Below are 17,957 nucleotides of genomic sequence, written 5' to 3' on the forward strand. Positions count from 1 at the left end.
TAATTGCTTGCTTATTTTATTATTTCTTCCAATATTTCCACCGCTTTTTTAATATTACTATAGTATCTGTTAATCGTCGCGTAAGTAATACCTACATTTCCACCGTGAGCTATTTTATGTCGATTGGTAATTACACTATCAATTGAATTTTTGATTTCATCTATTATATCACTCCGCTCTTGAATTTTAGCAGTAAAATCATCTGCCCACTCTTTACTAAACTTTCCTAAAACCTCTAAAATCCTAGTAGTCTTACAATTTGTTATACTATCTATCTGTTTTCCAACAAAATTTTGAATATTAGGTGCAGAATGCTTCTCTGTATATTCTTCTAATAAAACTCTTAAAGATTCTTCTATAAAACCTGAAACTAAAACACAAAGATATTTTGACCATTCACTTTGATCAGCAGGATCTGAAATCGAAGAAATTTTTGCAAAAAGATGATCTAATCTTTGGCGATGGGACAATATTGATGGGTTCATCTGTTAAGTATTTTTGTAAATCTCTCTAGTTAATTCCAGCCTCTTGAGCAGATTCTGTTTACTTGTTGTAGCGGATCGAGATAATGACCAAAAATTTTTGTCATCAATGAGAGAGCTATAAAACTTTTTAAAATGTTCACATTCTAAGTTTTCTGTTGATTCTCTGGCAACTGTAACCATAACACTCTCGAAAAGAGTTGTACTAAATTTATTATTATGAAAGAATACCTTCTCACCAATGCAATTTTTCAAAAACTGAACTGGATTTAAAAAAATATGTTTGATTTCAGCTTTTGAAATTACATCTAAGTTTTGATTCTTCAGCATAAAATTATTGAGGAAATCAACCATGTTCCCTTTATACTTATCTAAGTCATAGTACAAGGCTAAAAATCTCAGGATTAACTCTTGATCTGCTGCTCGATCATCCTCTTTTTCCTTATAAAGTTGCTTCCATGTTTCATGACTCGATAATTCTTGAATTAAATCACTGAATAAACCATGATAAATTGCGTTTCTAATCTCTTGCGAATTCAAGGAATTACCTGTTGTATTAAGCCTCTCGAATAAGTGATAAATTCCTATTGAATCATAGTTTTCAGATATTATAATGCAATGAATGATTGCATTAGCTAAAGCACGACGTTGAGACAGTGACAAGCTAGAATAGGTTAGATTATTGAAAGCAGGTATAACTCCTTTGAGTTTAAAGATTTTTCCATCTGGAAAAGATTCTTTATAAAAATACTGTAATGTTTTTAATCTTTGTTGTCCATCAATAACAATATATTGATTAGAAAACTTATCCTTAGCTAGAAAAAGAGCAGGAGTTGGGAGTCCAATTAATAGAGATTCAATAAAGCGAGATGCTTCTTCGTCTTTCCAGACATATTTTCTCTGGAAACCCGGAATGATAAAATCCCCCTCCTCCATTCTTTTGACTAATACATCGACAGGGAAATCGGCTCCATAATAATCTACGTTGAGCCTAGTATTCTCAGCTTCTACAAACTCATGATTGATCATTGTCTTAGTACCTGTATCTTTATATAGTCATCTATATAAGCTGATCGTCAGTAGTCAACATTCTTAAATGTTAGCCCATAGATTGTCAATCAATCCAAAAACTAACAGAACTTTTATAAGAAAAGGATGGGAGATTGAAAACGAGCGTGTCTTCAGACCTGAGATGAAAAGCGACCCAGGGGAATTTATTGCCCGTGAATATTTCTCCAATCTATGTTAGTATATCCAGTAACAGGAAAGGTAAACAACCTGTATAAAAACCTAGTCGCCTAACGGCAAAACTCTGAACCTTGACAATTGAATTTATAGGGTTCTACTGCACAGTTCTAGTCCCCCCAGCAGTGGGTAAAAGATTCATGGGCGCTAGGCAACCAGTTTTTGAAACAAATTTGTTTCAAACTAAAAAAAGAACTCGCAGTCATGCGAATAGGGTAGGGCATACCCAAATTTACGCAAGGGCGTGAATCCCACCTCTGGTTAAAGCACTGCAAGGTACTTTGATTAAGTGGTTTCGCTGAACCAAGAATCGAGCGCGTCTTCAGACCTGAGAGTGTCAAATGATTCTACTACATTGAGCTATCAGTTCAAATTTCCCTTACTCACAACACTTCGGACAGTTTGCGATCGCCTTCGGCTGGGCGGAGCATCGTCGCCAACGGTGGAATCAGGGTTTCAGGCTTAATGACCTTAAAGAGTAATCTGCAAAGTGTTCTGTATTTTTTCTAATTTAAGTTCTGGAATTGTTTGCAGTATATCTATTAATTTTAGATCAGGAAAAAGCTTGAGCCTAAATCCTCTTATAGACTGATTGTATATTTTATAAAACTCTCTATTTAATTCATCAAAATCTACAAATCTTTTAGCTTTAACTATTTCTATTAAAGCGCGTTTGAAATCATCCTTTGATATAATTTGATCAGGATAATTTGAACGATCAGAAATATTTTTTTGCTTTGAAGTATCGGTAGGCAAATATCCTTCATTTTGTAAATCTTTAATCAGACATCGATCAACTTTCCAAGGACGTTTTACTGTATAAAACATTGATTGATTGCTGCTCGAAGATTGCCGATAGCCAGGAACGGTTTTTCGGAGTAAAGCAATATAAAATTTGTGAGGAATTGGTGTTTCGTAAATAGCAAAAATATTGCTTGTTCTCAGAAATGTTTTCAGGTCTAAGTAGCCATAATCTTGTAATATATTTTCCAGGGTAGATCCATATTCTTGATGAAATAACTGCTCTAAAAGAGTTCGAGTTATCCAAGGATGATCTGAACTTTCTGTTTCTTCTTCTACCAAGTCTTCTAATTTTTGGATGAGTTGTTGCAGTCTGGTTTCCATTGGCTTCAATTCAACCTTTGTAGATGTTTTATACCTCTATCTACAAAGGTGATTTTGAGGATTTCGGATTCTGAGCGAGTTAATCTTGTATGAGAGTTTCCTATTCACTTCAATTTCGATGATTATTAATATGGCGAATTCTGGCCCCAGCCCATTGTAATTTTTCTCTTAATGTTTCATAAAACGAATAATTTTCCCGCAGAATAATAAATTTTGCCTCACAATTTGCCATAGAAACATCCACCCGTTGACCGGGCCAAACCGACGTTGCTAATACCCCATCCATCCAGAGTTTGGTATCATGTTCCGGGTCTGCTAACGGCCAAACACTAACAACTGAACCGGGAGGTAAAACAATCGGACGACTGGATAAACTTAAGGGACAAATCGGAGTAACTGTAATTGCTGCCATTCCGGGGTGTAAAATCGGCCCTCCGGCGGATGTATTGTAACAAGTAGAACCGCTTGGAGTTCCGACAATTAAACCATCTCCTTGATATTGATCAACGATTTCTCCATCCACTTCCATCTCTAAAAATGATGTGGGCATTCGATAGGCAGAAGCGGGTTTAATGCACATTTCATTTAAGGCTAAAAAGCGATCGCTAATCGGTTCTAAATTGGTTCGGCTGCCTTCATAAACCGTCGCTTGTAACATTACCCGACTTTGCACGGCATAACGATCTTGAAACAGTCGATCAATCACATTTTCCGTATTTTGAACATCTTCAAAAGATTCGGTTAAAAACCCTAAATGTCCCCCTACATTTGCCGCTAAAATGGGAATTCCTTCGGGGGCTAAATGCCGAGCAGCGGCTAAGGCGGTTCCATCCCCACCTAATACAATAGCTAAATCAATGACAACATTACGAGAGGCGAGAAAAACAGGATAGGGGTTATCTTTGGCTCCACTTGGCCCCATTAATACATGACACCCCCGTTTTTCTAAATGTTGAGCATATTGTTCCGCCCACTGTTGGCTTAACGGATCTCTAGCTTTATGTGCGATAATAACCTGTTTTATTTCCACGACGCTATCCAATTCTTGCTCAAAGTCTTGTTGTTATTATCCCTGATCTACAGAATTTAGATCAAATCTATTTCCCTTTGGGAAATTTACCCGATGGCGATCGCATACAGTATACTTCCTTTTACGTCCAAAAATGCCTGGGTTTCATCATCAAAAAAAGCCCCAATACCACTGCAACCTAACCCCACATAGGTAGCACTTAAATAAACTCGTTGCCCCAATAGTCCAGCTAACTGTAAAGCGACTCGATAGTTCTGAAATTCCGAGACAAAAAAGAACACTACAGCGCTATCCCGTGCGATCGCTTGATTCACACAAAGATAACCCATTTTATCCCGAAAATTTCCGGCTTTTAAGCCATCTTTTCCCCGATAAATACCCGCTTCTATTCCCGCTACACTTTGGATAACCGCATAAATTTCGATGACTTCATAACTCGGAGTTGCAATCGGTTGATTTAGTGATTCCCAAACTGCAAAAAATGCTTCTTGGGTAATTTCTGACTTTTGAAAACGTCTAGCTGAACGTCGGTTTTGAATGGATTCTATAAGTTTTGTTTTCTCAAAATTAAACTGAGGTTGTAAGATTTCCGGTTGATGATTTGTTGTTAAAAGAGTTTGTTTGTAACCAGATTCAACAAAGCGATTCGGCTCAAAATAATCAGTCCCACACACAAAAGGAATAGGCGATCGCAATCGGCGAATTTGTTTTTCCTTTAGATTACCAACAATGATCGCGGCGGTGACAAATTCCTTATTTTCAAATCCTAAATCATCATTGAGTGCTAACTGATCGAAATCAAATAAAATTTGGCTGGTGTAATCTTGTGCATAAGCAGACGCTTCGATCACACCCAGATGATGACCGCTATCGAGAAAACAATAGCGCAAGCTGCGATTTTTGTACTTCCAACTAGAGCGAAAATAGACACAGCTAACTAAGAAAATACATCCCTTAATTAAACGATTATCTAAAAGATAGCCTTCCAATCCATCATCAATTAATTCATAGATTAAGGTGAGAGAATTAGTTTCAACTTCCAGATGATAAATCCCATCCAAAATGCCCTTAACACCTCGAATTTGTACATAAATTTCAGTGGGATATAACGCTCCCGCCGAAGGATTTACCCGGAGCGCGTATGCACCCTCTCGATAGATTTTTTGATAAGTAATGGTACTACAGAAATGTAAGAAAGAATGGAAGGGATTTTCCAAATCTAAGGGAAATCGGCGATAGAATTTGGGATAATGTTTGAAGGGATCGGGTTGAGTTGTGGAATCAACATAATTAGGATCTATTTGCACCGAAAACAACGAGAGTTTTGTGGCTTCGTGAGCCTCATTATTAATAATTTTAGGCCGCATTTTTCAAAATCCTTAAAATCTCAAAATTTGCTGCAAAATCTAGCGCTCGAAAATCATCCAAATTTTTTAATTGAGAATTTGCACCTGCTGTCAAAAGCCGATTAACAATTTCTGTTTTACCTGCGGAAGCTGCATACATAAGTGCTGTTGCACCGTTATCATTTTGGTTGTCAATATTAACATGAGCCTCTACAAATAAGTTAATTAGATCAAAACGATCCCGAAAACAAGCAAACCATAAAGCATTGTTACCATCGTTATTTTTGATGTTTAGATCTGCGCCTGCATCAATCAGTGATCGGACAATATTTATTTCACCTGCCTGCGTCGCCTTCATCAAAGCAGTATCACCATTACTACCCCGTTGATTTAGATCAGCAAGATCAAATCCGTTAGCCAACAACCATTGATTCATTTTAATTTCTCCAAATTATTGTATTCGGATCTGCGATCGCTTTGGACTCACTAAGATCGATGTTCATAATTTACTCAACACGGGATTAATTCTGATGCCTTAAATACCCGCAAATCTACTAGCTATACGGTTCATTTCATCCCAGGAAGGCGATCTATAATCCTGATTAAAAGCTTGATCCACATATTTAACTAAATTGGGTAAATCCTGGCCTTTAATCTCTTGGTTGATGAACTGTTTCAGTTTCTCTTGCCAATCCATCGGGTAATCCCTAATAATAGGATGTTTAACAATAATCGGTTGGTATTCTGCTTTTTCCAAATCTACAATAATGTCAAGAGAAAGAACAGCTAAAGGACGAACAAAAATTCCGGTTGCTGCAATCTCAAAATTAGCATCAAGTCCCTTTTGTTTCATAACAGCAACAAAATGTCCGCCTTCGGGTATTTTGTAAGGCAATTGGCTTTTGTCTTCGATAGGTTTAACCTCAATGTTATAACCTTTGGTTAACCCTTCTTCTAAAGTCATTTGCTCATATAGTTGCTTGGGATGGGGGACATAAATTGTTAACTGATGCAGATGTAACCAAGGATTTTGAGTGGGTTCATCAGTTTCATCTTTCCAAGCATTAAAGCTCTTTCGCATCTCCTGACCGACATAACTTTCTTGATTGCAAATATTGATCAACGAAATGTTGAGAACTTGCTGATCAAATTGACTTGCTCCTAAGATTCTTGATAACATAATTCTATACCATTAACAAAACTATCCTTTTACTATTAGAGATGAATTAACTTAATAATTCGGTATTTTTTAATACTAAAATTTATTTATTTTTTTAAGCCATTGGATCATTTTAGTGCGTTATACATATTAGGGCTAATTTGTCAATGTATAAATTCCCATAAATTCTGATGTTGTCACCCATCCTACAGCCATTTGGCAATAGGATTGTAAGGGAAGAAACCCAGTTTCTATTATCTAACACGAGGCCAAGGAATAGACGGGTTAGCAACAATTGTTTGGGCAACGATACTCGCTCCGTAACGGTTTAAATGACTGGGATCGGCAAAATAATTATATTGAGTTAATGCCTTTTCGGATAAGTCAATAAAAATAAAACCATACTCTTGAGATAACTGTTGCATTTGTTCCTGAAATTCAACTTCAGCCGACCACCGAACCCCATCTAAATAATCATCTGTTAGGGGTAAATTCACAAAAACCAATTGAATCTGATTAGAACGCACAAAGGCTACAACTGAATCAAAGGCTGTAGCTTGTTTTCCTCCTAAATTAAAGGCTCGATAATCCCCATCATAAGATCCAGAAACATAGGGTTTCTGTTGATAATAGGTATTGGGGTTAAAACGAATAGAGAGGGGTAAAAATCCATTGGCTTCAATCGCATCTAAAGAAACAAGAGTAGCAGCCCGATTAAATTCTGAAGGGCGATAGAATAAATTCTGATAGTTAGAATCAGCATTGTTAGCAGAAAGGCGAGTAAAATTAGACGGATTATTTTTAATAAAATTAGAAATTTCAAACTGAAATTTAGAGTTATCTTTCGGCTTACAGGGTTGAGGTAATTGATAACATTTAGTTTGAAAATTGGGTTCAGTTTTAGCTAATTGGGGACGAATTCCAGCCGCTATTTTTTGATGGGCTTGAGAAGCCATAATAGCCTCATGGGTTCGATCAATTCGACCACTATTAAATGCTCTAACTCCATCCGCCCAAATGATCAATTTAGGCAGTTGTTCAGGAGTTAAAACTTTTCTCAAAATATAATCAACGACTTGCGCCGTAGCACCATTCACCCCAAAGTTAAAAATTCTTAAATTTTGATATCCTTTTTTAGCTAACGCTTGCTGCATTTGTGCTGGATCAACCCCTTGTAAAGCGCGAGAACTTCCCACAATTAAAATATCAGGTTTACCAACGGTACTCAAATAAGATAAATATAATTGTAATTGTTGATCTAAGGTTTGACTCTCAAAACTGGGAAACTGAGAAATAGAACCCGAACGCGCGGCTTGCTGTTGAGAATAAGCTAAATATCGCATATATTCAATCACTTTTTTCTCAGCAAATACTCGTTTAGGACTATTAGCAGGAACCGCTTGCATCCACGCCACCGCTTGTAACCATAACCGGGCGACTTCATCCCATTGTTCTTTTGATCGGGCTGTTTGGGCTAAATTAGAGGCTTGTAAGGCAAATTTAACGGATTCATCAAAGGGATTTTCTTGAATGCAAGTTTGCGATTTAGCAAGATTTTGAGGAGGTAAAGTTCCTTGTCCTACTAATATTTTATTTTTATCTAACTGTTTAGGAGTAGGTGTTAGGGAAGCAGCGATCGCATTTCTAGAAGAGGTTGAAGGTTGAGAGGATTGTGTTAATGATGAACACCCAACCGTTAATATTATGAGGGGAAGTGTAGCGATCACTAAGCTATTTTTAGCTTGTGATCGGATCAACAAGTTGAATATAGACAATAGACTCATAGCAATTGTTAGCTAGACGTAAATAATTTAGGTTAATCGGGCTTTCTCTAACATCATTATAAATGAAAAGGCTCCGGTTAAACCTTCCCTTCAATTATTCCCTCGGCTTGATGAACAATTGCTCTTAACTGTTCGATCCTATCTTGACTTGCCGTTTGCCACATTTTGCGTTGATGCGCTTCTAATAATCGTTCTGCCATATCGCGTAACGCCCAAGGATTTTTTTCTTGAATAAATTGTTGCACTTTATCATCAAAAATGTAAGCATTTGCAACCCCTTCATACATAAAATCTTCTACACAATTAGCGGTGACATCATAAGCGAATAAATAATCAACGGTTGCTGATAGTTCAAACGCCCCTTTATAGCCATGTCGCATCACTCCAGCGAGCCATTTAGGATTCACTACACGAGAACGATAGACTTTAGCAATTTCTTCTTTTAAAAGTCTAATTTTGGGGTTTTCAGGAATAGCATTATCCCCAAAATAAGTTTGAGGATTTTTCCCCGTTAAGGTTCTAACTGCAACGGTCATCCCCCCTTGAAATTGATAATAATCATCAGAATCTAATAGATCATGTTCTCGATTATCTTGATTATGCAGAACAATCTGCATCTTTTCTAACCGATTTTGAAAGGCTTCTGATGCCGAAATTCCCTGTTGATACCCTGAATTTGCACTCGTATAAGCGTAACTACTCCAGTTAATATAAGCGGTGGCTAAATCTTGATCATTTTGCCAATTTTGCGACTCAATTAACCCTTGTAAACCTGCCCCATAAGCTCCGGGTTTAGAGCCAAAAATTCTCAACCGCGATCGCAAATTTGCCTGTTCTATGGTTAACCCTTCTTTCATCCAAAATTGTGTTTCCTGTTGAACTTGTGCCGCTAAAGGATTTTGATCTGCGGTTTCATCTAAATTAGAAACAGCAATCACCGCTTGATCAAATAAATCAATTAAATTAGGAAAAGCATCTCTAAAAAACCCGGAAATCCTTAAGGTGACATCGACACGGGGACGACCTAAAATCGAAATCGGTAATATTTCAAAATCAACAACTCGCCGCGAAGGATAATCCCATACTGGTTTTACACCTAATAATGCTAAAGCTTCCGCGATATCATCCCCCCCAGTTCGCATCGTTGAAGTTCCCCAAACCGATAACCCTAACGTGCGGGGATATTCGCCGTTTTCTTGTGTATAACGTTCAATTAATACAGATGCTGCTAATTCCCCAACTTTCCAAGCAGTTTCTGTTGGAATTGCTCGAATATCAACGGAATAAAAATTGCGTCCTGTCGGTAAAACGTCAGGTTTTCCTCTTGTTGGCGCACCCGATGCACCACTCTTGATAAATAGACCATCTAAACCTATTAATAAATTTGTAATTTCTTCCGAAGTTCTCAATAAATTCGGTAATAATTTTTGCTGAATCCAGTTTAATTCCTGCTGAATTAATTCTTTTTTATCTGGAAAATTGGGTAATTCTTCAATTAACTTAATTGCATATTCTTCAATTATAGCTACTCCGTCCCCAACAGTTCGACAAAATTGATGATTAATAGTTTGATTAATAATTTCCCCATAATCTGAGGTTAAGGGATCAAATTCTAACTGCCAATCTTCTGCTATTGCGCGAGTTAATCCTAATCGTTTAGAATCAGGATGACGAGCGATCGCTATGATTAAATCCCTTAATTGTTCACCTTGGGGACACTGCCCAAAAATATGTAATCCATCTCTAATTTGTGCCTCTTTTAATTCACATAAATATCGATCTAATTCACTAAAAATAGAATCTTTTTCATTATAAACTACTTTTTTATTTAATTGAGGTAAACCCAGTTCTTCCTCTAAATTTTCCTGTTGAATTAACTGAATAATTCTTTCTGAAATTAACGATAACCGCGAAGGATCTAAACTTTGTGCTTGATAATATTCATCCATTAATCCTTCTAACTGTTGTAATGATCCATATAATTCAGCACGGGTTAAGGGGGGGGTTAAATGGTCTAAAATCACCGCTTGAGAACGACGTTTTGCTTGAGTTCCTTCCCCCGGATCATTGACAATAAATGGATAAAAATTCGGTAACGCACCTAATGCTATTTCAGGATAACAGTTTTCTGACAATCCGACACTTTTTCCGGGCAACCATTCCAAATTCCCATGTTTTCCTAAATGAATAATTGCATCCGCTTGAAATTGCGATCGCAACCAATAATAAAAGGCTAAATAATCGGGTGTAGGTTCTAAATCCGGTGCATGATAATTTAAACTGGGATCAAGATCATATCCTCTGGAAGGTTGTATTCCGATAAAAATATTACTCAATTGAATTCCTGAAATTGCAAAACCTTGAGGGGTCTTTTGTTTCTCCTGAAAATGATGATCCCATCGCTTATTAATTGCTGTTTGAACAGATAGTGGTAACGTTAAAAAATACTGTTGATAGTCTTCAAAGGATAAACGTTGATAAACAGACCTTAATTCCCACCCTTCAGGATCATTGGTTATTCCTGACGTTAATTGATCAATTAATTGTTCTCCCGTTTCGGGATAATCTTCTAGGAAATAACCAGCATCTTTTAACGCTTGTAGAACTTTAATACAACTTGCTGGCGTATCCAAACCCACCCCATTTGCTAACCGTCCATCTCGACAAGGATAATTCGCTAAAATAATCGCAATGCGTCGTTTTGCTGGAGGTTTTTGTTGTAAATTAATCCAATTTTTAGCTAATTCTGCTACAAAGTTAATCCGATTTTCTACCGCAACATATCGGACAACATTTGTTTCTAAGATTGAATTCCAATTTTCAACAGCCTTAAAAGAAATAACCCGACTAATAATACGTCCATCTACTTCCGGTAAGGCGACATTCATAGCAATATCCCTAGGGGAAAGTCCCATAAAATTACTTTCCCATTGTTCTAAAGTTCCCCCACTTAAAATCACTTGTAAAACCGGAATATCTAAAGAAAATAATGGCGGTTGACTCTCATCTTCTGAAATTGAAGAAATCGAGAAACTGGTAGTATTAATTAATAATTTAGGTTTTTTAGGTTTAAAATAGGTTAAAACTTCCGTTTGTAAATCAGGATCTCGTAGAGAAGAAATAAAAATAGGAATAGGTTTTAACTGATATTTAACTAATGCTTGACACAGAGAATCTATCGGATCTAAATTGCCAGATAAGTAATGAGCGCGATAAAATAGAATCCCAACACTAGCAATATAATTATCAGTTTTTATATTGGAATTCCATTGATAATAACCAACTTTAGGAATAGTAACGGGAGGAATAATCGGATAATTTTTATTAAAGATATGATTACTAATTAATAACAGTGCATTAGTAAAATTATCAACCCCCCCTTCTGTTAAATAGCACCAAATTTGATTAACAATAGATAACGATACCGTTGAATGACTGATTAAATCGGGGTCAGGACGGTCATCACCTGGAAGGATAATTAATTGAGCTTTTGTTTTAGTAACAATTTCCTCTAATACTTCTAACCCATACGACCAATAGGAACGTCCTCCTAATAGCCTTAAAATAATAATCTGTGCTTTTTCTAATATTGTTTCTGCGTAGGTATCAATGGTTAATTGTTGTTGTAATTGTAATAAATTTGTGACCCGCAAAGATGGAAAATCAGCCGGAAGTTTAGACCCCACTATTGCTAAGGTTTGAATATCCGTATCCGCCGCCGTTAAAAAAATAATTGATGCGGGGGTTTGTTCAATAAAAATAACCCCTTCGGTGTCGGGGTTCCATCCCCCAGGTGTGGCTGCAATTCTGTGCATTTTAATTCCAAAATAAAGTTAATCCTGATCCTGATCTCGATGCACAATATTCGGAGAAAAAGCCGGAAGACAAACCGCCACATATTCCGCACCTTCTTCGGTTGGTGTACTATAACGTACCCATTCCCCTTTATGCGTAATTACCGCTTGTCCTGCTAAAATATCCCGTTGACCTCCTTCATATTCAACTCGTAATAATCCTTTTAAAACTACCGTAAATTCATCAAATTCCGGTCGTTGTCCCGGTTCGATCCAACCCCCCGGAGAACGCATATAAGCAACACTTACCGCGTCCGTTTGACTATTAACTCGTCCAATATATTCATCAATTAATTTGGGTTTATTTCCCGCCGCCGTAATCCGACTTGGTTGTTCAATAAAATCGGGCATAACAATTGTATGACGAAAGTTTAAGTTTTCATAATTTATACAAATGTTAACCTATTATATCATGATTTTAGGTGCCGGATCAATAAAAATTTGCCACAATCAAGACTAGAAAAACGAGTTCTTAAGTTTTGGCAGGGTTTGTATGCTTAACACAGTTCTTCGCAACCGTTATAAAATTATCTGCTCCATTGCGAGTGGGGGATTTGGCGAAACCTACCTAGCGAAAGATTTAGATTTACCAGGACATCCCCAATGTGTTGTTAAGCAACTCAAACCTCAGTCTTCCCAACCTACTATTTTAAATACTGCTCGTCGTTTATTTGAAACAGAAGCTCAAACCCTTTATCAGTTAGGAGAACATCCTCAAATCCCTCGTTTATTAGCCCACTTTGAAGAAAATAATGAGTTTTATTTAGTGCAAGAATTTATTGAGGGTTGGGATTTACGTCAGGAATTGATCTCTGAATCCTATGGGGATGAAATAAAAGTGATTAATCTCCTCCAAGAACTGTTAAAAATTCTCGAATTTGTTCATAATCATAACGTAATTCACCGAGATATTAAACCCTCTAATTTAATGCGTCGCAATCCAGATCAAAAGCTAGTTTTAATTGATTTTGGTGCGGTCAAAAAAATTATGATTGAAACTGCTAACTCTGAAGCAGTAATCACCTCTAGTATTGCTATTGGAACTTCGGGTTATATGCCACCAGAACAAACCCAGGGTAAACCTCGATTCTGTAGTGATATTTACGCGGTAGGGATGTTAGCAATTCAAGCCTTAACAGGAGTATTACCCCATCAACTTCCTGAAAATCCCCAAACTCATGAAATTAAGTGGAGATCCCTGCTATTAAAAAATAATACTCAAACTCAACTTCCGCTTTTATATGATATTTTAGATAAAATGGTACGTTATGATTTTCGAGATCGCTATCAAACGGTAACAGAAGTTTTACAAGACTTATCTGGATTAATAGATCCCACTCCTGCGGTTAAATCTTCGTTTATACCCAATAAAATCAGAGAAAAATTAGAATATTTACCCTCTGAGTTAAATAATCGTCAAACTCTAGCAACTATTGTTTTTACGGATGCGGTTGGATTTAGTGCCAGAATGTCTAAAGATGAAGTAGTGACTCTAACTTTAATTCGTCGTGATTTGCACCGAATGAGAACATTATGTCAGGAGTTTAATGGATTTGTAATTAAATCTACAGGGGATGGATTATTAATGTACTTTTCTAGTGCAATTCAAGCGGTTAACTGTGCAATTGAAATTCAAGAAGATTTAGCAAAAACAGCACAAAATTTATCAGAAAATGAAGTTTTATTACATCGAATTGGCATCCATTTAGGTGATGTTTTTATTCAAGATCAAGATGTCATGGGAAATGGAGTTAATATTGCTGCACGCTTAGAAGGAAAAGCTCAACCTGGGGGAATTTGTATTTCTAAAATTGTTTATGATGTAGTCAAAAATTCTTTGAAAGTTTCTGTTAGCTATTTAGGTGAATTAGAATTAAAAAATATTTCTGAACCCATGCCAAGTTATTTAATATTACCGATCTCATTTTCAACTCAAACCTCAGTAAAAACCCCAGTAAAACCTATCAATCAATTTTGCCTTAAATCGACATCTCAAGATGATCGAGATCGACATATTTTACTTAATAAAGTCAGAAATTTTTGGGTAAAAGGAGTTTTAGAAACATCCTTATATGGTCGAGCCATGATAGAATTAGGGTTAGAATTTCGTTTAGATTTGGTTGAAAGACCTTGGGATATTTTATGGGGAACTCCTGATGATCATCAAGACCGTTTACCGCAAGGAATAAAAGTGAGTCAAAAGTTTTTAGAATTGGGAGAAGGGCGATCACTTTTAATTTTAGGAGAACCCGGAGCAGGAAAAACCACAACTTTATTAGAATTGGCGAAAGATTTAATTGAACACGCTGAACAAGATATTAATCAGTTAATTCCTGTGGTGTTTAATTTATCTTCTTGGAAAGGGGGAAAACAAGCGATCGCCGATTGGTTAATTTCCGAATTGAATACTCAATATCAAGTCTCTAAAGCCTTGGCAAAACGGCTAGTTGAGTCGAATCAATTATTGTTATTATTAGATGGATTAGATGAAGTTAGTTTAGAAAATCGAGAAAACTGTGCGATCGCATTAAACCAATTTTTGCAAACAAATGGGGATCAGGAAATTGTTGTTTGTAGTCGTATTGGCGATTATCAAGCACTAAAAACTCGCCTCAAATTACAAACCGCAATTTGTTTACAACCCTTAACATTAGATCAAGTTCAAGACTATTTTAATCGTGCAGGTTCAGAACTCGCCACAGTAAAGATGGCATTAAAAACCGATCTTATTTTACAAGAATTAACCCAATCTCCCTTAATGTTGAGTATCATCACCCTAGCTTATTCAGGAATTTTACCTTCAGATTTCTTAGAATTTAGTACCATTGAAGGCAGAAGAACCCATTTATTTGATACTTATATTAAACGGATGTTCTTACGTCGCCGTGTAAACAAACGCTATTCTCAGGAAAAAGTTATTCATTACTTAAGTTGGTTGGCTAAAAATATGGTAAAACACTCCCAAACCGTCTTTTCAATCGAATCTTTACAGTTAACTTGGTTAGATAAAAGTTGGCAAAAAGATATCTATACTAGCTTAGTGTATTTAATATTTAATCTAATTTTATGTGTTTTATTTCAAGTTATTCTATCCAGTGTTGTAACTTTATTTCGAGACACAATTCAGATTTCTAATGATTCTATGATAATTATTTTTGATGGTTTATTTTTGGGATTATTGAATGGTTATATATTGGGAACAATTTTTATTTTACTTAGGAAAAGATTATCACATCCAATCGGAGCTATTCTATTAATCTTAATTAATGGATTAACTCAATTTATATTGTGGATGATCATTTCGCAAAATTCTATGGATTTTGGACTGATTGGCGGTTTGTCTGGCGGATTAATTGCACTGATTAATTTACAGTTAATCAATGATAAAATTGTTCCTACAGAGACGTTGAAATGGTCATGGAATCAGGCTAAAAAAAGTTTAACCAGAAGTTTGTTTTGGGGATTAGGGATTGGAGCTTTCATTGGCATAACTTATACCTTTATTACGCTTTTAAATTTTGCTTTTACAATGACCTATAATAGTATTGATGAATCAATACCAACTTTTTCTTTTAAACTGGCAGAACAGCCTATAGTTCTTTTTGTTTTTATGTTAATTAATATTATGGTTTTCAGCTTAATTTTTGAAATCATCGGAGGAATCATCGGAGGAATTTTAGGGGGATTAATGGGTACAACTATTGAAAACAGGACTATCCCGAATCAAGGAATTTTTCAATCTCTTAAAAATGCAGTTATTTTAAGCGTTGTTTCTATAATATTTTTAGAAATTTTTACTAAAGTTTTAGGTTTTTACTTACCCATTTCAAACGGAATTACATTAGGAATCTTAGTTGGATTAATAGGAGGAGGTGGCGCAGCTATTAAACATTTTATTCTGCGGTGTATTCTCTGTTTAAATCGATCTATTCCTTGGAATTATGCTAAATTTTTAGATGCCGCCGTCGGCTGGATATTTTTACAAAAAATTGGAGGAAGCTATATCTTTATTCATCGCTTACTCTTAGAACACTTTGCTCAATTAAATCGTTAATTCAACATGAAAAACACAACCCGATTATTAATTATTTTAAATATAACGTTAATCTCGATTGCCTTACTTTGGGTCATTGGGGGAAATATCTATGCTCAACAGCAAAAGCAACCTATCGATCAATATTGGGATAATTTTTTTGAAAAAAAAATCGGAATAGTAAAAACCAATCAATCAGCTTTAAAACTCGAAAAATTAAAAAGTATTGTTAATTATTTTAACAAGTTGAATGATAGGGAAGCAATCAAGTTATATTTAGAAAATCAACTAGAAAATCCGTTACAAACTATTGATATTGCCCCCCAACATCATATTTTAACTGATTTTGATCCTCAATTAACGGCTATTCGCCATCAAATTTTAACGAGTGATCCTCCTCAATTGGATACTGAAATCTATTGGAATGCGACTTGGGAAACTCCTTTACCTAGCTTTTTGTCCTTTGCTAATTTACAACAATTTTTAGCTTTAGATAGTTTAGATAAAATCCGTTCAGGTCAAATTCAAGAAGTTTTAGATAATTTAGAACTCAGTTGGAGAATCCGAGAATCCATCAGAAANAGCGCTACGCGCATACGTTAGGACAATTTCTAAATGCAGCATCCACGCATTCTCTGACGGTTTGAAATTCGTTTAATCTCTGTTTCATCCATGTCTTTAAAACAGCCCACCAGTTTTCAATCTTGTTCAAGTCGGGAGAATATGGGGGCAAATACCAAATTTTACATCCGGCTTCTTCGACGAGTTCTTTGATATATTCCCCTTGATGAAAGCTGGCATTATCAATAATAATAATGTCTCCTGGTTCTAGCACTGGCAGCAAACAATTCTTTAACCAGGTTTCAAATAAATCTTTATTACATGACCCCTCAAAGGTTAAAGGAGCCAATAATTTACCTTCTTTCAATGCTGATAGCCAACTGACTCTTTCTCTTCTTTTACCGGACTTGAGTGCATAACATCTTTCCCCTATCGGGCTGTAGCCATACGGGTAATCCTCTCTATTATCAAATCCCGCTTCATCTACATAAACTTTTCTGCTCCTTTCTATTCCCTCTAGTTTTTGAAGAAATTCTCGTCTTTTTTCTTCATCTCTTTCTCGATACCCATAAGTTTTTTTTTTCGACTTATACCCAGTTTTCGACAAGCATAACTAATATTCTGTTGCGTCGCCTCACACCCCCATAATTGGGCCATTTGTTTTTGAGTCTTGTCACTATTTTTTTTCACGAATTCTTTAAATTTTTCTAACTCCTGAATTTTCGGTTGAGTTCCTACTCCTACCTGTCGGCTAGCCTGATAGTCTCCTGTTTCTCTTTCTTTTTTCAGCCACAGATCTAATGTGTTGCGACTTATTTTAAAGAAACGACTTACCTCTATTTTCTTTTCTCCTCTTTTCACGGCTGCGATCGCCTTGGAGCGTAAATCGTAACTATAAGGTGCCGGCATAACTATTTTCCGATATTGAGGTATTACTGCATCTTATCATACTTTTGTCCTAACCATAGCGCGTAGCGCTATATCTTCAATTCTGATCAATAATCTGACTAAACCCGCCCCTCTTAAATGCGATCGCCTCAGAAGAAAGGGCGGGTTTAGGGAGATAATTACTGATCATTAAAGATTGTCTCGGAACCCGCCCCTACGGTTTAATTGTGGATTATTTCCATAACAAAATGTAGGGGCGGGTTCTGTAATTATCTTCAATTCTGATCAATAATCTGACTAAACCCGCCCCTCTTAAATGCGATCGCCTCAGAAGAAAGGGCGGGTTTAGCGAGATAATTACTGATCATTAAAGCTCGTCTCGGAACCTGCCCCTACGGTTTAATTGTGGATTATTTCCATAACAAAATGTAGGGGCGGGTTCTGTAATTA

Annotated in this window: 12 protein-coding genes; 1 reads left to right on the forward strand and 11 read right to left on the reverse strand. The window is 36.2% G+C overall.

The window, feature by feature from the left end:
• Nucleotides 1-11 precede the first annotated feature (11 nt).
• The 10 genes from PL8927_RS04405 to PL8927_RS04450 all read right to left on the reverse strand — a co-directional run bounded on the left by PL8927_RS04405 (nt 12) and on the right by PL8927_RS04450 (nt 12,376).
• Nucleotides 12-485, reverse strand: a complete 474-nt coding sequence (locus PL8927_RS04405) for a HEPN domain-containing protein (protein WP_083618013.1) — start codon at nt 483-485, stop codon at nt 12-14.
• Nucleotides 486-488: 3 nt separating this feature from the next.
• Nucleotides 489-1,511 carry a DUF262 domain-containing protein gene (locus PL8927_RS04410; protein WP_197047316.1) on the reverse strand — a complete coding sequence of 341 codons (1,023 nt, stop codon included), beginning with the start codon at nt 1,509-1,511 and terminating at the stop codon, nt 489-491.
• Nucleotides 1,512-2,198: 687 nt separating this feature from the next.
• Entirely contained in the window at nt 2,199-2,852 is a 654-nt protein-coding gene (locus tag PL8927_RS04415) for a hypothetical protein (RefSeq protein WP_083618015.1), read from the reverse strand.
• Nucleotides 2,853-2,961: 109 nt separating this feature from the next.
• On the reverse strand, nt 2,962-3,882 hold the full coding sequence (locus tag PL8927_RS04420) for an NAD(+) kinase (RefSeq protein WP_083618017.1): 921 nt from the start codon (nt 3,880-3,882) through the stop codon (nt 2,962-2,964).
• An 86-nt stretch (nt 3,883-3,968) separates the two neighbouring features.
• Entirely contained in the window at nt 3,969-5,249 is a 1,281-nt protein-coding gene (locus PL8927_RS04425; protein ID WP_083618019.1) for a SagB/ThcOx family dehydrogenase, read from the reverse strand.
• Nucleotides 5,239-5,664 (reverse strand): ankyrin repeat domain-containing protein, encoded by a 426-nt coding sequence (locus tag PL8927_RS04430; RefSeq protein WP_083618021.1) that lies wholly within the window; start codon nt 5,662-5,664, stop codon nt 5,239-5,241. Before PL8927_RS04430 ends, PL8927_RS04425 begins: the two co-directional genes overlap by 11 nt.
• Nucleotides 5,665-5,763: 99 nt before the next feature.
• Entirely contained in the window at nt 5,764-6,408 is a 645-nt protein-coding gene (locus PL8927_RS04435; RefSeq protein WP_083618023.1) for a hypothetical protein, read from the reverse strand.
• Between the two features lie 233 nt (nt 6,409-6,641).
• A complete protein-coding gene (locus tag PL8927_RS04440) occupies nt 6,642-8,171 on the reverse strand; it encodes a DUF1574 family protein (RefSeq protein WP_083618025.1) in 1,530 nt (509 codons plus the stop codon).
• A 77-nt stretch (nt 8,172-8,248) separates the two neighbouring features.
• Complete coding sequence (cobN, locus tag PL8927_RS04445; protein WP_083618027.1) at nt 8,249-11,986, reverse strand: cobaltochelatase subunit CobN; 3,738 nt, start codon at nt 11,984-11,986, stop codon at nt 8,249-8,251.
• 18 nt (nt 11,987-12,004) lie between these two features.
• Nucleotides 12,005-12,376: a cupin domain-containing protein gene (locus tag PL8927_RS04450; RefSeq protein WP_083618029.1), complete on the reverse strand. Its 372-nt coding sequence runs from the start codon at nt 12,374-12,376 to the stop codon at nt 12,005-12,007.
• A 142-nt stretch (nt 12,377-12,518) separates the two neighbouring features.
• Between PL8927_RS04450 and PL8927_RS04455 the strand changes: the two genes are divergently transcribed.
• The gene (locus PL8927_RS04455; protein WP_083618032.1) at nt 12,519-16,079 is read left to right on the forward strand and encodes a protein kinase domain-containing protein; all 3,561 of its coding nucleotides are present in this window, start codon (nt 12,519-12,521) and stop codon (nt 16,077-16,079) included.
• A gap of 565 nt (nt 16,080-16,644) precedes the next feature.
• Here the strand turns inward: PL8927_RS04455 and PL8927_RS04465 are convergent.
• Nucleotides 16,645-17,528 (reverse strand): IS630 family transposase gene (locus PL8927_RS04465; RefSeq protein ID WP_197047317.1). Its coding sequence is split into 2 segments (ribosomal slippage): nt 16,645-17,199 and nt 17,202-17,528, totalling 882 coding nucleotides; the frame shifts between segments, so codons are not numbered across the junction.
• Nucleotides 17,529-17,957: the final 429 nt, after the last annotated feature.

It is taken from the genome of Planktothrix serta PCC 8927, from assembly GCF_900010725.2.
In the GTDB taxonomy this organism is placed as follows: Bacteria; Cyanobacteriota; Cyanobacteriia; order Cyanobacteriales; family Microcoleaceae; genus Planktothrix; species Planktothrix serta.